Genomic DNA, 16,916 nt, shown 5'->3' on the forward strand with positions numbered 1-16,916 from the left:
CACCCCGCGCCCACCTGCGGCGATGGGCGAGGTCGGCGCGGGCCCGCCTACGAGGCCGCGGGAGTCGCCGACTCGTCGGCATCCGACTCAGAGGACGACGCCTGCAGCGCCCGCCGCCGCAGGTCGAGCAACCCGATCACGAGCGCCACCGCCAACAGCCCCAACGCCACGAAGAACGCGTTGCGGAACCCGTCGTGGTACGCCATCACGTTGTCGGCATTGCCCGGCACCTCGCGGTACAGCGTCGCGAAGAAGATCGACGAGGCCGCCGCGACCCCCATCGCGGTGCCGACGCGCTGCCCGACCTGCGCCATCGACCCGGCCACGCCGCCCTCGGTCACCGGGATCTCGGCGAGCGTCAGCGTCTGGTTCGGCGAGATCACGAGTCCGCCGCCGGCCCCGGCGACCGCCATCGCACCGGCCATCAGCCAGATCGACCAGCCGGCGGGCGGCAGCACGGCCGCCAGCAGCACCAGCACGAAGCCCACGATGGCGACGACCACTCCGATGACCACGAGCTTCCGCCCCATGCGCAGCACGAGCCGCCCACCGATCAGCGACGAGATCGCCGAGGTCAGCGCGAACGGGATGCTCACCATCCCGGCGAACACCGGCTCGAACCCGAGCCCCTCCTGCAGGAACAGCGTCGTCAGCAGGAACACCGCCGGTACCGCCGCGAAGTAGGCGGTCGCGAGCAGCAACCCGTTGCGGTACGAGCTGATCGAGAACAGCGCGAACGAGATGGCGGGCGATCTGCCGCTCGCCTTGTACCGCCGCTCCCACCAGATGAACAGCGCGACGGCAACGACGGTGCCGGCGAGCCAGAACCAGCGGAAGTCACTGTCGTCGGGCCCGCCGGTCGTGAGGACGAACGGCAGCATGAAGGTGAAGACGGATGCTCCGAGCAGCAGGATCCCGACGAGGTCGAGGTTTTTCGCACCGGGATCGCGCACCTGCGCCTTGGGCAGCAGCCGGAAGGCGAACAGCAGCAGCACGATGCCGAGCGGCACGTTCATCCAGAACAGCAGGCGCCAGCCGTCGGTCGGCCCGCCCACCGCGATCAGCAGGCCGCCGAGCGTGGGCCCGAACGCCGTCGCGACGCCGATCGTGGCGCCGAACAGGCCGAAGGCGCGACCGCGCTCCTCGCCCTGGAACAGTTGCTGCACCAGCCCGAGCACCTGCGGCATCTGGATGCCCGCCGCCACACCTTGCACGATGCGCGCGATCACGAGCGTGTTGATGTCGGGGGCGATCGCGCAGGCCACGCTCGACAGCGTGAATGCGCTGAGCCCGATGATGAACAGCAGCCTGCGCGAGTACAGGTCACCGAGCCGGCCCGACGGCACGAGCGCCAGACCGAATGCGAGGGCGTACCCGGCGACGATGATCTGCAGCTCGGTCGGCCCGGCGCCGAGCGACTTCTCGATCGAGGGGAGCCCGACGTTCACCTTCGACAGGTCGAGGATCGTCAGCGCGGCCACCGCGACGCAGACCGCGAAGGCCTGCCATCTCGCCCGGTCGGGGATCGCAGGGGACGTCTGGGTCATGCCTCGCTCCGGGTCATGCGGTCGAACCTATACCTCGGGCGACGCCGTGCCACTGCACAGAAGTCGAGCGGATGCTTGACTTTCGTGTCACGTATCCGCTTTGATTAGGCGCATGACTGACAACGCGTTCACCCCGACCTCCTTTGAGGCCCCCGGGAACGCCGGCATGATGGCCGGCGGCGCCGTCATGTGCTGTCGAATGTGTCGCTGACGAGAACTCCTCCCCTCTCGCTCGAGCACCGACCCCCGCGCATCTGATCGCGGAGAGCGTCGTGCTCCCCGGCATCCGGAATCCCTTCCGACTCCGTCTGCCGTCCCCGGATCCGCACCAGGATCCTCCGGAATGACACTTTCCGGCCCGTCGACCACGGGCCGCTCCCGCTAGGACACGCCTCCATGTCGATCGCCCATCTCGATTCCCGCCCCTCCACCGTCACCCCCCTCCGCTCGCGCGCCGCGGCGGAGCCCGCCCCTCGCATCCGCGCCGTGCCCGACGGCACCGAAGCCCGCGGCTTCGTGCTCTACGTCGGCATCGACGAGGACAAGGCCGCCGCCGACGGCACCGACCTCGGCCGCATCGTCGAGCAGCTCAAGGCCCTCGCCGCTCAGATCGCCCCGTCGTCGGAGACCTACGCCGCCGTCGCCCTCGCCCCCCGCGGCGCAGGCGGCCGCGACGTCGAGGTCGTGCGGCTCGCGCTGCAGGACCCGGCCGCCCTCGCCAAGCACCGCCAGACCCCCGACGAGGAACTGGACCGCGCTCGCGACGGCGTCGTCGTCGACCTCTCCCGCAAGCGGGTGCTGCTCGACAACCAAGCCGCGAACCTCACCTACAAGGAGTTCGAGCTGCTGCAGTACCTCGTGCTCCGCGAAGGCCGCACCATCGAGCGCGCCGAGCTCATCTCCTCGCTCTGGTCGGCCGGCGACGAGGAGGTGCCGAACGAGCGCACGATCGACGTGCACGTGCGGCGTCTGCGCTCCAAGCTCGGCGACTACGAGGACATCGTGCGCACCGTGCGCGGCGTCGGCTACCGCTTCGACCGCCACGCCGACGTGAGCGTGCGGCACACCAGCACGCCCTCGCCCGACCTGTTCTGAGCGCCAGTCCCGCCTGTTCTGAGCGCTCAGCCCGCCTGTTTGGGCGCTCGACCCGCCTGTTCCAGGCGCTCGTCCCGCCTGTCGTGGCCCTCGTTCTGGTGACACAGGCAACTCCCAGAAAAATAACGATTCGATAACTAGCTTTCCGTTACCTAGCCGTTATATATTCATGGAGCGGAAGTTGTTTGCTGTGGCAGCTCCCGCGGAATGTGATTGCAGGACACTCTTGGTGCAAGGGAGAGGGCCCGTCGTTAGCCTCTACGACGGGCCCTCAATCATTTAACCGGCGGGCTTCTTGCCCCCGCCCCTGCCTCTTCACGCTCGCCAGTTCAGTCGCAGGGCGTGAGCTGCTCGACCGCCGGGCTCAACGCCCTCTCGCCGCCGAGTAGCACGACGTGCTGGGCACCCAACCGCGCCATGTCGTCGAGCACCGACTGGGGCACGCAGGTCCCGGGCACCGTGTAGATCGGCGAATGCCCCGCCCCCGCGGCCACGCTCCCCACCAACGCATCCGGAAAGTTGAGCCCGGTCGTGAAGTACACCGTGTCAGCCGTCGGGAAGACCGCCTTGGCGACGGACACCGCCGTCTCGTATCGATCGGCCCCCATAAGCCGGTCGACACTCGCCAACCCCTTCAGCGACGTCTCCATCCCGCCGGACACCGCGTTCGGCCCTCCGACCACCGCCAGCCGTGAGGTCGCCAGCCCCGACAGCGCCGCCTTCGTCTCGGCGTCGACCGAGTCTGCCCCGCCGTTCACCAACAGCACGGGCTCTCCCCCTGACCCGGCGGCGGCACCCGCAGCCAATGCGTCAGGAAAATTCAGCCCGGTGGTCACGAACGAGTGCGCCGACGTTCCGAAGAACTGTTTCGCGATCGCCCGGCTCACGGCGAACCGGTCCTCCCCGCCGATCCGCTCGACCTGCGCCCCCACGGGCAGCAGCCGCTTGATCTCGGCGACCACCCCGTCGGAGATCGCCGCCGGTCCTCCTACGACCGTAACCTTCATCGGCTGCAGCCGCGTGATCTCACCCGCGGTGGCAGCCGGCAGAGCCGCCTTCGTCGCCAGCAACAACGACGCCCCACTCTTCACCGCGGCCGGCGCCGCGCTCAACGCGTCGGCATACCCCTCCCCCGAGGCCACCATCACCGGCGCCGTCCCGGTCGGATGCCCCCTCCGCGACACCTCCGCCGCCACCGCAAAACGATCCGCTCCCCCCACCCGGGTGATACCTCCGTCACCAATCGAGATCGACACGACGGCCTGCTGTGAGATGCAATCCGCGGCGGACCCGCTGAGTCTCGACAAGCAGTACCGGAACATGTCGATGCCCTGGAATCCCGGGTCGGGGGTATAGACGAAGCCGACACCGAGCCTCGACGGCTGCGCCAGTTGCCCGTGTCGAGGCTTGGAGAGGAGCGACCAGTTCACGGCGAGATCGTCGTCATTGTCGAGAATGAGCTTCGCCTCCGGCGCTTCGAGCTTCATATCGACCGCGGTAGCCAGGAAGTCGCTGGCTATCGCGAGCTGTCTGAACTTGATCGAGACTCGCGAGACGTTCGAGAGGCACGTGCCCGCACTGTGCAGGCAATAGGTGAAGGAGTCTTCAATCACTGTCCCGTCGTTGGGGGTATAGGTGAATCCACCGACCATTCCGTCCGGTGGTGCTGACAGTACGCCTTTGGCCGGCGGGGTGACGACCTTTATCGTGAGCCCGGCGGTACCCCTGTCGTTCGCGAAGATTCCGGGGCTCGGCACGACGCCTGGGGAACCCAACACGAATTGATATGAGTCATCGGTCGTGACTTTCTCGACCGACGCATGGGCCGCAACCGGCGCGACCACCAGAAGCGCGACCAGCAGCGGGAAAGCCATCGACGCGCGGGAGATCATCGTCCTCTTCACGAAACATCCCTCCTTCCGAGAGGCTTGCACCTTACCAGAGGATCTCTCATCTTAGCTGAAGAGAATTCGTGGAAGGATGAAGGCCCGAGTCGAAGGAGTGCCATGGCCGCCGAGGTGTCGCCGGTTGCGGCGTGGGAGTCGCTGTTCCGCGCGCAGGTGAGCGTGATGCGCGAGCTGGCCGCCGAGTTCCCCTCGAGCGTCGTGTCGCTGAACGAGTACGACGTGCTGTTCAACCTCTCGCTGTGCCCGGGGCGCACGCTGCGCATCCGGGATCTCGGGGAGAAGGTGCTGCTGACCCAACCCAGCATCAGCCGGCTGGTCGACCGGCTGGCCGCGCGGGGCATCCTCGAGAAGACCGACGACCCGAGCGACGGGCGCGGCACGCTGGTTCGCCTGACCGACGAAGGAGTCGACGTGTATCGGCAGGCCGCCGTGGTGCACGCGCAGTCGATCACGGCGCACATGACGGGGCACCTCTCACAGGACGAGCTGGCCGAACTGACCCGGCTCTGCGACAAGCTTCGCGAAGGCGTCTCGGGCCGCTGAGCGATCGGGCCGGCGCGCACCGACACCGGATCGGGCGGGTGTCGGTGGCGTGGGGTTGACTGGGGTCGTGAGCGAGACCCCCACCACCGTCGTCTGGTTCCGCGACGACCTGCGCATCAGCGACAATCCCGCCCTGCACGAGGCCGTGCTCCGCGGCGACCCGATCGTCTGCCTCTACGTGCTCGACGACGAGTCGCCGGGCATCCGGCCGATCGGCGGGGCCTCGCGCTGGTGGCTGCACCACTCGCTCGAGTCTCTCGCCGAATCGCTGAAGGCGGTCGGGCTCACGCTCACGTTGCGCCGCGGGCCCGCGCGTGAGGTCGTCACCGCCCTGGTGGGCGACGTCGGTGCAACCCGGGTGCTGTGGAACCGGCGCTACGGCGAGGTCGAGCGCGGCATCGACGGCGACCTCAAGTCGAGTCTGCGCGAGGCGGGCGTCGAGGCCGACAGCTTCCAGGGCTCGCTGCTCGCCGAACCGTGGACGGTGCTCACCGGCCAGGGCGGCTGGTACAAGGTGTTCAGCCCGTTCTACCGCGCGGTGATGGCGCGGCAGACTCCGCGGCATCCGCTGCCGGCGCCCACCGTCGGCGACGGGCTGCACCATCGCACGGTGGCGACGGATGCGCTGGCCGACTGGCACCTCCTGCCCACGTCGCCCACGCCCGACTGGGCCGGGGGCCTGCGCGAACGCTGGCGACCGGGCGAGACCGGGGCGGCCGAGCGCCTCGACACGTTCCTCACCGAGCGGGTGTCGCACTACGTCGCCGAGCACGACCTGCCGGCCGAGGAGGGCACCTCGATGCTGTCACCGCACCTGCGGTGGGGCGAGATGAGCCCGTTCCAGTTCTGGCACGCGCTCGACGGGCACCGGGCGCGGGCGTCGGCCGACGCCGAGGGGGCCGCGGCCGTGCTGCGCCAGCTGATCTGGCGCGAGTTCTCGTACCACCTGCTGTACCACCTGCCGAGCATCACCACCCAGAACATGCGCGAGGAGTTCGACCGCTTCCCCTGGGTCGACCCGAGCCCGGCCGAGCTCGAGCGCTGGCAGCAGGGCGACACCGGCATCCCACTGGTCGACGCCGGCATGCGCGAGCTCTGGCAGACGGGCATCATGCACAACCGGGTGCGCATGGTGGTGGCGTCGTTCCTGGTCAAGAACCTGCGGGTCGATTGGCGGGTCGGCGAGGCCTGGTTCTGGGACACGCTGGTCGACGCCGACCCGGCCGCCAATGCGCTGAACTGGCAGTGGGTGGCCGGTTCTGGGCCGGATGCGGCACCCTACTTCCGGGTCTTCAACCCCGAGCTGCAGGCCTCGAAGTTCGACAAGCACGGCTCCTACGTGAACCGCTACGTGCCCGAAGCCGGGACGCCGGCCTATCCCGAGCCGATGGTCGACCTGAAGGAGAGCCGCCGCGCGGCGCTCGACGCCTACGCCAGCATCCGGGGCTGACGCGCCGGCTCAGTACCCGGCGAAGGCGTCGGTGCGCACGCCCCGCGCCCCGGCCGTGCGCAGCTGCGCCGACACGTGGTCGACGTACCCGGGAGGGCCCGAGACGAACGTCCGCCGCGACGCCAGATCCGGGATGGCCGCGCGGGCCACGTCGGCCGTGAGCCGCGCCGGCCCGAGATACTCCCACCCCGGCGGCAGCTCATCCGGCCGGTCGGGGGCGATCACCAGCACGCGGATGCCCGTCGCCGCGATCTCGTCGGCGTACGCCAGCTCGTCGGGAGCCGACGCCGAGTAGATCAGCACCACGTCCCCCGTCGAGCCGCGGCCCGCGCGTTCGGCCAGCTGGCTGACGAACGGCGTGACGCCGATGCCCCCGGCCGCCAGCACCAGCGGCACCGAGACGTCGGAGGGCAGCAGGAAGTCCCCGCCGACCCACGTCGCCTGCACGGTCGTCCCGGGTGCCAGCGTGGTCAGCGCCTGCTTGAACGAACTCGACGGCCGCGAGAGCTTGACCCCGAGCGAGACCGGCGCGACCGCGTGCGGCCCGGCGGGCGGCGGCGTGGTGATGCTGAACATCCGGCGGGCGCCCCGGGAGTCCGCGCGGCGATGGGGCAGCGACAGCTCGAGGTACTGCCCGGCGCGGAAGGGCACCGGCGCGAGCGGTTCGAAGTCGAAGGCGGCCGTAGTGGGGGTGAGTGCGCGGCTGCCCGCGAAACGCAGCCGAACCGCGCGCCGCTGGCCGAAGGCGAAGGCCACGACGTTGCCGATCACGAGCGCGATCTCGGGGGTGGAGTAGACGCTGCCGATCGTGAACGGGATCGAGAACGGCACCGCGACCACCACCGCCACCAGAAGTTGCTGCCAGCGGCGCGGCGGCAGGGTCAGCGGTTCGCTCAGCATGAAGCCGGCGAGGAAGACGATCGGGAACGACCCGAACGCGAGCACGAGAGCATCGGGAAATGCGGTGCCGGTGAGTACGATACGGCCGACGGTGATCGCGCCGGCCACCACCACGAAGGTGAGTCCGAGCGAGAGCTTGCGGGTGCGCCAGAGCACGAGGAACGCGCCGATAGCCACGAACGGCAGCAGCACCGGCGTCGCCACCCACCAGGCCGAGGGGAAGAGTCCGGTGACGCTCATCACGACCGCGGCCGCGGCGACCGGGTTCAGGATGTGCCGGCCCCGGAACGCCAGCAGGAACTTCGACGCGGCGGCGACGACTCCGGTGAGCGCGATCAGCGCCAGCCCGGCGGGGTCGGCCGTCGGCATGAAGACGAAGACGATGATCAGCCCCGTGATCGCCGACGACGGCAGATGGGCCCTCGTGCGGAACAGCCGCGCGAGCAGCCAGCTCGCCGCTCCGGTGGCGACCACGGCGACCGCGGCGGAGAGCACGAGCTGCAGCGGCGTGTAGAACAGCTGCCCCAGCGCTCCCGCGACGATTGCGATCACGAGCAGGGCGGCGAGCACCAGCACGATCAGGTTGTACATCGTGACGCGACCGATCAGGGTGTCGAGTCGGGCTTTCATGCGAAGAGCTCCCCGGGGAAGTCACGGGAGCGCTCGGCGCGCCCGTCGGCGTACATGCGGACATAGCTGAAGTGGAATGTCTTCGCCAGCTGGTGGGCGCCGGTGAAGAAGAGTGCGGTCGCAAGTCCGTCGGCGAGCGCCGTGGTCGAGGCGACGACCCAGGTGGCGATCACCTCGCGGGCGGGCGACCCGGTGCGCGGGTCGACGATGTGGTGCAGTCCCTCGCCCCACACCCGGCGGTTGCTCGCCGAGGCGCAGAGCGAGACTCCGGCGAGCTCGGCGACACCGATCGCCTTGCGCGGGTCGAGCGGATGCTCGAGCCCCACCCGCACGGGAGCACCGCCCGAGTGCGCCAGATCGCCGCTGCCGTCGACGACGTACTCGGTGTGACCCGCGTCACGCAGCACAGAGGCCACGAGATCGACGAGGTAGCCCTTTCCGGCGGCGCCGACGTCGATCACGGTGCCGGCCGGCGCGGACACGGCGACCCCGCCCCGCGCGGCGGCGGCGCGTGTGACGCCACCGGCCCAGCTCGGGCGGGCACGCGCATCCGGAACCGTCGACTCGGAAGGCCGCAGCGTGTACGCCGCGTCATAGCCGAGCTCCTCCAGCCGCGCTCCCACCAGCGGGTCGACCGCCCCGTCGGTGGCGGCGTGCAGCCGGTCGTACAGCTCGAACAGCGGCACGGCGTCGGCCGGGAGGTCGACCGTCCCGGCGCCGCGGGCCAGCGCGGTGACGAGCGAGTCGGGCCGGAAGCGCGAGAAGTCGCGGTCGAAGGCCTCGACCCGCGCGAGCACGGCGGCCCTGGTCGCCGGGTCGAGCGGGTGCGGCGTCTCGATCTGCCAGTGCGTGCCGATCGCCTCGAAGTCGAAGCGCGACGGCCCGGCCGCCGAAGCGACGGGATCGGCGCCCGCGGGATCGGCACCGGCGGGGTCAGTGTCGGCGGCGGCCTCGACCTGGGCGGGATCGGCGATCATGACGGATTCGGCCGTCGTCAGGCCGCGTCGGCCTTGATCGTCTCGACGGCCTTGTTGAAGCCGCCGCTGGTCAGGCTCGATCCGGCGACGCGGGAGACCTCGATCTCGTCGATGTCCTTGCCCACGACGACCTGCGCGATGCCGTCGGCGAACTGGTTCTGGTAGTTCACGGAGTTCGGGTTGGTGGCCTCGGGCGTGACCGTGACGGCGGTGATGACGTCGCCCGCGAGGGTCAGCGAGACGTCGATCTCCTCCTGCCCGTTCGGCGAGGTGTAGCTGCCGGTCGCCTCGTAGGTGCCGTCCTTGTAGGTCGAGCCGCTCGACGAGCCGGCCGAGTCGCCGGAGGAGGCCGAGGAGGTCGCGGCGGGGGTGGCGGCCGACGACGCGGCGGGGGTCTCGGCGGGTGCCGCGGCACCGGCGTCGGACTCGGCGGTCGCGTCGGTGGCGCAGCCGGCGAGGGCGACCGAGAGCGAGACTCCGGCGAGGGCGGTCAGGCCGATCTTCTTCTGTCGGGTGGTCATCATGGGCGCATCCTGTCGTTTCGGGGGGCGGTCTCGACGGTATTGAGCGAAGCTGGCAGAGCCCTATGGCCTTTCTCTGCACCTGGCCTGAGAGCCGTGTGCGGGGAGGGCTGCCGACGGCCTCATCCTCGGACAACGGGAGGGGGCGACGAAACGTTCAGGCCCGCTTCTGGCGGCGCAGCCGCCGCAGGGTGCTGATGGTGCGCTGCTCGGGCAGGCTCCACCCGAAGCGCACGGCCAGCAGGCGGATGAGCGTCGTCACGATCACGCAGCCGATGCCCGCCACCGTGATGTTCGCGCCGACGCCGATCGCGACCGTGAGGAAGATCGCCCCGGCACCCGCCGCCACGGCGTAGAGCGAGCCGACGTGCATCACACCGATCGGCAGGCCGAGCAGGATGTCGCGGAGCATGCCTCCGCCGACCGCCGCGACGATTCCGACGAAGATCGCCGGCACCACGGGCAGCCCGAACGAGAGCGCCTTGCTCGTGCCGATCGCGCAGAACAGCCCGAGGCTCACCGCGTCGAGCACGGTGACGAGCACGTTCAGGCGGGTGAAGAGGCGCTCGAGCAGCATGCCGAGCAGGGCGGCGACGATCGCGACGGGGATGAACCAGTTCGACTCCAGCGCCGCCGGCACGGTGTTCAGCAGCAGGTCGCGGATGAGACCGCCGCCGAAGCCGGCGACCACCCCGATCAGGCCGACGCCGAGCAGATCGAGCCGGCGGTCCTTGAACTGGGCGGCGAACGACGCCCCCTGCACGCTGCCGAGGCCGGTCGCCGCGAGGTCGAGCCAGAACGGCGTGACGAACTGCTCGGCGACCATGCAGCATTCCTATCACGACGACGAGGCGCTCCGGGGGTGGGCGGATGCTCGCCCGAGCCCCGTTCGGAGATCGCTACCGGAAGGCGAGGATCTCCGGCCCCCACGCCTCGCGGATCTCGCCGTCGGGGTCGTTCTCGACCCGGTCGTCCCGGTCGATGATCAGCGTCGGCCGGGCCGCGACGTCGTAGGGCGGCCAGAGCAAGGCGGCGGTCTGGGCGGCGGCAGCGGCAGGGGTGGCAGGGGCAGCCGAAGCGTCGTCGGCAGCGCCGCTCAGCTCCGGCGCCCCGCCGCGGGCGAACGCGATCCAGCGGCCGCGCATCCGCCCCGCCACCGCGAGCGCCTCGGCCCGCCCGCCGAGCCCGAACACGATGTCGCGGCCGCGCGGGGCGAACGAGCCGAAGACGTAGGCGAGCTCGGCGGCGTGCGTGGCTCCGATGCCGGTGACGCGCAGCAGCGGCGTGGCGTGGTCGAAGCGGTACATCCAGGTGGGGGCGTGCCGGCTGTAGGCCTCCGCGAGCCAGATGCTGGGCATCCGGAACCCCGCGTCTCGCGAGACCTCGGACGGGGTGCGGCGGCGCGGGTAGCTGGGATAGGCACTCGTGATGCGCGCCCCGGCCTCGTCGAAGCCCGGGCTGCCGGGGTTGTCGGCCGCGATCTCGGCGAACATCTGCTCGACCTTGTCGGAGGTGATGGGCAGGAGCGGCGAGCGCATCAGCTTGAAGAACGACGACTCGTCGTGATTGGTGCCGATGATCAGGGGCAGGCGCGGCACCCGCCCCTCGCGGAACGCCGTCAACGGGTACTCGGGAACGACCTCGCCGTCGATCACCGGCGCCATCGCGAGCGTGCCCGGCACCGCCCCGGAGACCTCGTGCACGAGCTCGGCACCGGCGTCGACGAGGTCGAACGGGTCGAGCTCGCGCAGCCGATGCGCGTCTCCCGGCTCGATACCGACGATGTCGAGGAAGCGGTCTGCGACCGTCGCGGCACGCTCCGGCCCGTAGACCGAGGTGACGGGGGCGCTCTGGGCGATGGCCCGGTGGAAGAGACCGGAGGTGAGCGGCGAGGCCATCAGGGCGATGACGGATGCTCCGCCCGCCGATTCGCCGAACAGCGTCACGTTGCCGGGGTCGCCCCCGAAGGCGGCGATGTTCTGCTGCACCCAGTGCAGTCCGGCGATCTGGTCGCGCAGACCGACGTTCGCCTCGAAGCCGTGCCCGAAGGCCGGGCCCGCAGACGGGGTGAGGCTCGAGAAGTCGACGAAACCCAGGATGCCCAGGCGGTAGTTGAGCGTGACCACCACCACGTCGCCCTCGCCGGCGAGCACGGTGGCGTCGTAGAAGCGCTGGGCGGTCGAGCCCGCGAAGTAGCCCCCGCCGTGGATCCACACCATCACCGGCTTGCCGACGGCCCCCGTGGGTGCCCAGACGTTGAGCGTCAGGCAGTCCTCGCTGAGGGGCACCGAGGAGTCGACCTCCATCGACTTCAGCACGTGCTGCGGCGCCATCGCGCCGAACGCGGTGGCGTCGCGGAGCTCGTGCCAGGGCGTGGGCGGCTGCGGACGGCGGAAGCGGCGCTCGCCGGTGGGCGGGGCCGCGAAGGGGATGCCCTTCCAGCTCATCACGTCGCCGGCACGGGCACCGCGCACGGCTCCGGCACGGGTCTGGCGGATGGGCGATTCCGCACGGCTCATGCTGCGATGCTACTCACGCCGGCTGGGTGGGGCCGGGGCGTCGGCCGCCTCGGGGGTGGGCCCGCCGGCCGCCTCTGGGGCAGACCCGCCGGCCGCCTCCTCCGCCACCGGCTCCGCAGCCCCCACCGCCCGCGACGCCGCGATCGCCGCCCGCCCCGACGGCAGCGCGATCGCCACCACCACGACGAGCACCGTCACCGCCCCCGCCACCACGAGCAGCAGCTGCACGCTGATGACGTCGGCGAGCGGCCCGAACACGGTCATGCCGATCGGTGCCGCCAGCGCCATCACGATGCCCACGTAGCTGAACACGCGACCGTGCTTGTCGGGGTCGACGGTTTCCTGCACCAGCGTCATGAACGGCGCCGAGAACAGCGGCACCAGCAGACCGAAGCCGAACATGAACGCGTAGAACACCCAGAGGTTCGGGCTGAGACCGAGCGCCGTGGTGAACACCGCGAAGCCGAAGGTGGCGAACAGGATCAGCCCCATGCGGCTGAACCGCCCGAGCACCGTCGACACGAGGACACCGCCGATGATCATGCCGACACTGAAGGCCAGCTCGAGCACCGTCACCATCCACACCTCCTCGCCGAAGGTGCGGGCCACCAGCAGCGGGGTGATCATCGACGGCGCCACCGTGAGCAGGAAGATGATGGCGAACACCACCAGCAGCCAGCGCACCACCTTGTGCCGCCAGATGTACTGCATGCCCTCGACGAGGTCGTAGCGGAAGCTGGTCTGCTTCGCCGCGACCGAGGCCAGGGTGGGCACCGTGACGAAGGCGAGCAGACCCACGCCGATGACCGCCGTCACCACGTCGATGAAGAAGACCGGCACGATGCCGAACACCCCGAACACCGCCCCTGCGGCGGCCGGCGCGAGCAAGGCCATGGCCGACTGGATGGTCTGGAAGAACCCGTTCACCCGCATCAGCTGGTCGGGCGGCGCGATCTGCGGGATCATCGCCTGCACGGCCGGCGACTGCACCCCGGCCCCGACGGAGCGCACGGCCACCGCGATCATGATGATCCACAGATCGGTCAGCCCGTTCAGCATCAGCAGCGCCAGCGCGAGCGTGGCCAGGGCGATGCTGCCGTCGGCGACCATGACGAGCACTTTGCGGTTCACCCGGTCGGCGATCACCCCGCCGAAGATCGACACGACGCCCTGCGGCAGGAAGGCGGCGAGCGCGTAGAGCGCCACCGCCACACCCGAGCGGGTCTCGAACGTCACGTACCACATCACCGCGTACTGCACGACCATCGACCCGAACAGCGACACGGTCTGCCCGGTGAGGAACAGGCCGACGTTGCGCTTCCAGTGCACGGGCGTCTCGGTGGTCATGTGTACAGCGTAGACATCACCACCGACATCGTGGAGGGAGCGGCCGATCGCCCTAGGCGGTGTGCCGGTGTCGTGTGCGCGGCAGGGTCGGCAGATCGCTCAGCGCCGGCCCCTCGAGCCGCGCGCCGTCGGCCGCGAATCGCGAGGCGTGCAGCGGGCAGTCCCAGCTGCGCTCGGCGTCGTTCCACTCCAGCACCCCACCGAGGTGCGGGCAGACCGCGCTCACGGCGCAGGTGCGGCCCTCCACCGTCGAGATGCCGACCGGCCGACCGCCCGCGTTGGCCACCACCCCCTCCCCCTCCCGCGGCTGCGGCACCGGCGTCGACCGGGTCTCGGCCCCGAGCCACCCCTTGGCCGTCTGCAACCCCACGGATGCTCCCGCCGCCGCCCCCTTCGCGAGGTCGGCCGGTCGGGTGAGCCGCGTGCCGAGCACCGTCTGCCAGTGCGCCCGCTCCCGTCGTGGCGTGCCGGCGAGCTCGTCGGTCAGCCGGATGGCCGCACCGGCCGAATTGGTCAGCCCCCACTTGGCGTACCCGGTCGCGATGAAGACCCGGCCGCGACCGCGGGGCAGCGCCCCGACGAACGGGATCGTGTTGTGCGACTCGTAGTCCTGGGCCGACCAGGCGTGGGTCAGCCGGGCGCCGGGCCACTGCGCCTCGGTCCAGCGCTCCAGCTGGGCGACGCGCTCCTTCTCCGAGCGATCGCCCGGGCGCCCGACCGGATGCCCGTCGCCCCCGATCACGAGCAGCTCGCCGCCGTCGCGCGGAGCCGTCCGCACCGAGCGCGAGCCCTCCTCGGCCGGATCGCCGACCGAGATGAACATCCCGTCCGGGAGGGCGCCGGGACGAGCATCCGGGAGCTCGAACGCCAGGCCGTAGCTGCGCAGGCCCTCGACCTTCGCGAAGTAGAGGCCTCGGTCGAGCACGGGGGTCGCCGTGGCGAGCACCACCGAGTGCGCCCGCAGCTCGCCGCGGCTCGTGCGCACGCGTGCGGGCTTCGAGGCGCGCACGCCGGTGACCCGCGTCTCGGTGTGCACGACACCGCCGAGCGCCACGAACTCGGCGGCCAGGGCCTCGAGCACGTCCATCGCGTCGAGCTGCGCCTGCTCGGGCAGCGCGACCCCGAAGGCGAACGGGAACGGCACGTCGACGTCGTCGGGGCTGACGAGCGACACCGGCAGGCCGGCCTCGCGGGCGGCCCGGTACTCGGCCTCGACGGTGTCGGCGGCCCTCGAGTCGGCGTGCTGGGCGTAGCTGTAGGCGGTGCGGTACTCGACCGGCACGCCCCGCTCCTCGCAGAAGCCGAGCAGCCACTCCTGGCCGTCGCGGTTCATCTCGGCATAGGCCTTCAGGATGCGCGACGAATGGTGCGAGCGGATGGTCGAGAACCGGCTGCCCTGCAGGAGCGACACCTTGCCGGTGGTGTTGCCCGACGCCAGCGCGCCGATCTCGAGCGCCTCGAGCACGGCGACGCGCTTGCCCGCGCGAGCGAGCCGCAGGGCGGTGATCAGACCGGTCAGCCCGGCGCCGACCACGGCCACGTCGTGCACGGGGGCGGGGTCGAACGGCGTGGCGACGCTCGGGGCGGCGGGTCGGTCGCGCCAGAGCGACCGACCGGCGGGAGGCTGGGCCGAGGCGCTGGGATGAGTGGAGGACATCTCCTCAGTAGACTCCTCCCGCCGCACGAAGTGTGCGTAAGTTGGAGGGGTTGCAGCTACTGACTTCCCCTGAGAGGAACGGCATGTCCGACGTGAACGAGCGAATCGAAGACCCCGACCTGACCGACGTGGGCGCGGAGGACGTCGACCTCGACGACACCGTGAGCATCGACGAGGTGCAGGAGGACGACGCGGAGGAGATCAACCCCGTGTTCGGCGACGACCAGGAGGTCATCGCCGACAACCTCAACTACGACGAGTAGCGATCACGCGAACGGCCCCGGCCGCCCGGCTCGATGAGCGGGTGACCGGGGCCGTCGTGCGTGTGGCGGTGTAAGCCGGAGCCCAGCAGCGCCCGCGGCATGCGCCGGAGCCCTCGTCAGTCGGTGCCCGCGTCGAAGGCGGCGCCCTTGGAGGCCAGGTCGGTCGCCCGCTCCAGCGCGTCCTCGGAATCGGACACGTGCCCGCCCTCGAGGATCGAGGTCGCCTCGCCCTGCTCGAGCTCGCCCACCAGCTCGGCGGTCGCGCCGCCGATGATGCCGGCCGAGGCGTACTGCTCGAGCCGGGCGCGCGAGTCGGCGATGTCGAGGTTGCGCATGGTGAGCTGGCCGATGCGGTCATCGGGGCCGAAGGCGGCGTCGCCGACGCGCTCCATCGACAGCTTGCCGGGGTGGTAGCTGAGCGCGGGGCCCGTGGTGTCGAGGATCGTGTAGTCGTCGCCGCGGCGAAGGCGCAGCACGACCTCGCCGGTGACGGCCGAGCCGACCCAGCGCTGGATGGACTCGCGCAACATCAGCGACTGCGGGTCGAGCCATCGGCCCTCGTACATCAGGCGCCCGAGGCGGCGGCCCTCGGTGTGGTAGTTCGCCACGGTGTCCTCGTTGTGGATGGCGTTCAGCAGCCGCTCGTAGGCGATGTGCAGCAGCGCCATGCCGGGGGCCTCGTAGATCCCGCGGCTCTTGGCCTCGATGATGCGGTTCTCGATCTGGTCGCTGACGCCGAGCCCGTGCCGGCCGCCGATCGCGTTGGCCTCGAAGACGAGCTGCACCGCATCCGTGTACTCGACGCCGTTGATCGCGACCGGGCGGCCGGCCTCGAAGCGCACCGACACCTCCTCGGTGGCGACCTCGACGTCGTCGCGCCAGGCGGCGACACCCATGATCGGCTCGATCAGGTCGAGCCCGGCCGAGAGCTCCTCGAGTCGCTTGGCCTCGTGGGTGGCGCCCCAGATGTTGGCGTCGGTGCTGTAGGCCTTCTCGGTGGAGTCGCGGTAGGGGAAGCCGCGCTCGACGAGCCACTCGCTCATCTCGGTGCGGCCGCCGAGCTCGCCCACGAAGGAGGCGTCGAGCCAGGGCTTGTAGACGCGCAGGCGCGGATTGGCGAGCAGGCCGTAGCGGTAGAACCGCTCGATGTCGTTGCCCTTGTAGGTGGAGCCGTCGCCCCAGATGTCGACGCCGTCCTCCTTCATGGCACGCACCAGCAGGGTGCCGGTGACGGCCCGGCCGAGCGGCGTGGTGTTGAAGTAGGTCTTGCCGCCGGAGCGGATGTGGAACGCGCCGCACTGCAGCGCCACCAGACCCTCCTCGACCAGGGCGGCCTTCGCGTCGACCAGGCGCGCGATCTCGGCGCCGTACTCGAGTGCGCGACCCGGCACCTTGTCGATCTCGGGCTCGTCGTACTGGCCGATGTCGGCCGTGTAGGTGCAGGGCACCGCGCCCTTCTCGCGCATCCACGCCACGGCGCAGGAGGTGTCGAGGCCTCCCGAGAATGCGATGCCGACGCGTTCGCCGACGGGGAGCCTGCTCAGTACCTTGGACATGCCC

14 protein-coding genes are annotated in these 16,916 nt (G+C 70.7%); 4 read left to right on the forward strand and 10 right to left on the reverse strand.

All coding sequences use genetic code 11. The features are described 5' to 3' along the window. Positions 1-47: 47 nt before the first annotated feature. Positions 48-1,547 (reverse strand): MFS transporter, encoded by a 1,500-nt coding sequence (locus NVV95_RS13750; protein ID WP_259487121.1) that lies wholly within the window; start codon positions 1,545-1,547, stop codon positions 48-50. A gap of 396 nt (positions 1,548-1,943) precedes the next feature. Here NVV95_RS13750 and NVV95_RS13755 point away from each other — a divergent pair, with 396 nt between their 5' ends. Beyond that, entirely contained in the window at positions 1,944-2,642 is a 699-nt protein-coding gene (locus tag NVV95_RS13755) for a winged helix-turn-helix domain-containing protein (protein ID WP_259487122.1), read from the forward strand. A 329-nt stretch (positions 2,643-2,971) separates the two neighbouring features. On the opposite strand, the gene NVV95_RS13760 is transcribed toward NVV95_RS13755, so the two are convergent. Then, positions 2,972-4,546 (reverse strand): cell wall-binding repeat-containing protein, encoded by a 1,575-nt coding sequence (locus NVV95_RS13760; RefSeq protein ID WP_259487123.1) that lies wholly within the window; start codon positions 4,544-4,546, stop codon positions 2,972-2,974. Between the two features lie 102 nt (positions 4,547-4,648). Here NVV95_RS13760 and NVV95_RS13765 point away from each other — a divergent pair, with 102 nt between their 5' ends. After that, positions 4,649-5,092 (forward strand): MarR family winged helix-turn-helix transcriptional regulator, encoded by a 444-nt coding sequence (locus NVV95_RS13765; protein ID WP_259487124.1) that lies wholly within the window; start codon positions 4,649-4,651, stop codon positions 5,090-5,092. Positions 5,093-5,159: 67 nt separating this feature from the next. Then, on the forward strand, positions 5,160-6,542 hold the full coding sequence (locus NVV95_RS13770; protein ID WP_259487125.1) for a cryptochrome/photolyase family protein: 1,383 nt from the start codon (positions 5,160-5,162) through the stop codon (positions 6,540-6,542). A gap of 9 nt (positions 6,543-6,551) precedes the next feature. On the opposite strand, the gene NVV95_RS13775 is transcribed toward NVV95_RS13770, so the two are convergent. The 7 genes from NVV95_RS13775 to NVV95_RS13805 all read right to left on the reverse strand — a co-directional run bounded on the left by NVV95_RS13775 (position 6,552) and on the right by NVV95_RS13805 (position 15,093). Beyond that, on the reverse strand, positions 6,552-8,072 hold the full coding sequence (locus NVV95_RS13775) for an FAD-dependent oxidoreductase (protein ID WP_259487126.1): 1,521 nt from the start codon (positions 8,070-8,072) through the stop codon (positions 6,552-6,554). Beyond that, entirely contained in the window at positions 8,069-9,049 is a 981-nt protein-coding gene (locus NVV95_RS13780) for an FAD:protein FMN transferase (RefSeq protein WP_259487127.1), read from the reverse strand. The genes NVV95_RS13775 and NVV95_RS13780 overlap by 4 nt, the downstream gene beginning before the upstream one ends. A 17-nt stretch (positions 9,050-9,066) precedes the next feature. Beyond that, entirely contained in the window at positions 9,067-9,573 is a 507-nt protein-coding gene (locus NVV95_RS13785; RefSeq protein ID WP_310796076.1) for an FMN-binding protein, read from the reverse strand. A gap of 154 nt (positions 9,574-9,727) precedes the next feature. After that, on the reverse strand, positions 9,728-10,396 hold the full coding sequence (locus NVV95_RS13790; RefSeq protein ID WP_259487128.1) for a trimeric intracellular cation channel family protein: 669 nt from the start codon (positions 10,394-10,396) through the stop codon (positions 9,728-9,730). 73 nt (positions 10,397-10,469) lie between these two features. Then, complete coding sequence (locus NVV95_RS13795) at positions 10,470-12,089, reverse strand: carboxylesterase/lipase family protein (protein WP_259487129.1); 1,620 nt, start codon at positions 12,087-12,089, stop codon at positions 10,470-10,472. A 9-nt stretch (positions 12,090-12,098) separates the two neighbouring features. Further along, a complete protein-coding gene (locus NVV95_RS13800) occupies positions 12,099-13,436 on the reverse strand; it encodes an MFS transporter (RefSeq protein WP_259487130.1) in 1,338 nt (445 codons plus the stop codon). 52 nt (positions 13,437-13,488) lie between these two features. After that, positions 13,489-15,093, reverse strand: a complete 1,605-nt coding sequence (locus NVV95_RS13805) for an FAD-dependent oxidoreductase (protein ID WP_259487131.1) — start codon at positions 15,091-15,093, stop codon at positions 13,489-13,491. An 83-nt stretch (positions 15,094-15,176) separates the two neighbouring features. On the opposite strand from NVV95_RS13805, the gene NVV95_RS13810 reads away from it, so the two are divergent. Beyond that, positions 15,177-15,356 (forward strand): hypothetical protein, encoded by a 180-nt coding sequence (locus NVV95_RS13810; RefSeq protein WP_259487132.1) that lies wholly within the window; start codon positions 15,177-15,179, stop codon positions 15,354-15,356. Between the two features lie 116 nt (positions 15,357-15,472). On the opposite strand, the gene argG is transcribed toward NVV95_RS13810, so the two are convergent. Then, entirely contained in the window at positions 15,473-16,912 is a 1,440-nt protein-coding gene (gene argG, locus NVV95_RS13815; protein ID WP_259487133.1) for an argininosuccinate synthase, read from the reverse strand. Between the last annotated feature and the right edge of the window lie 4 nt (positions 16,913-16,916).

Origin of the sequence: Herbiconiux gentiana (genome assembly GCF_024978135.1) — a bacterium.
In the GTDB taxonomy this organism is placed as follows: Bacteria; Actinomycetota; Actinomycetes; order Actinomycetales; family Microbacteriaceae; genus Herbiconiux; species Herbiconiux gentiana.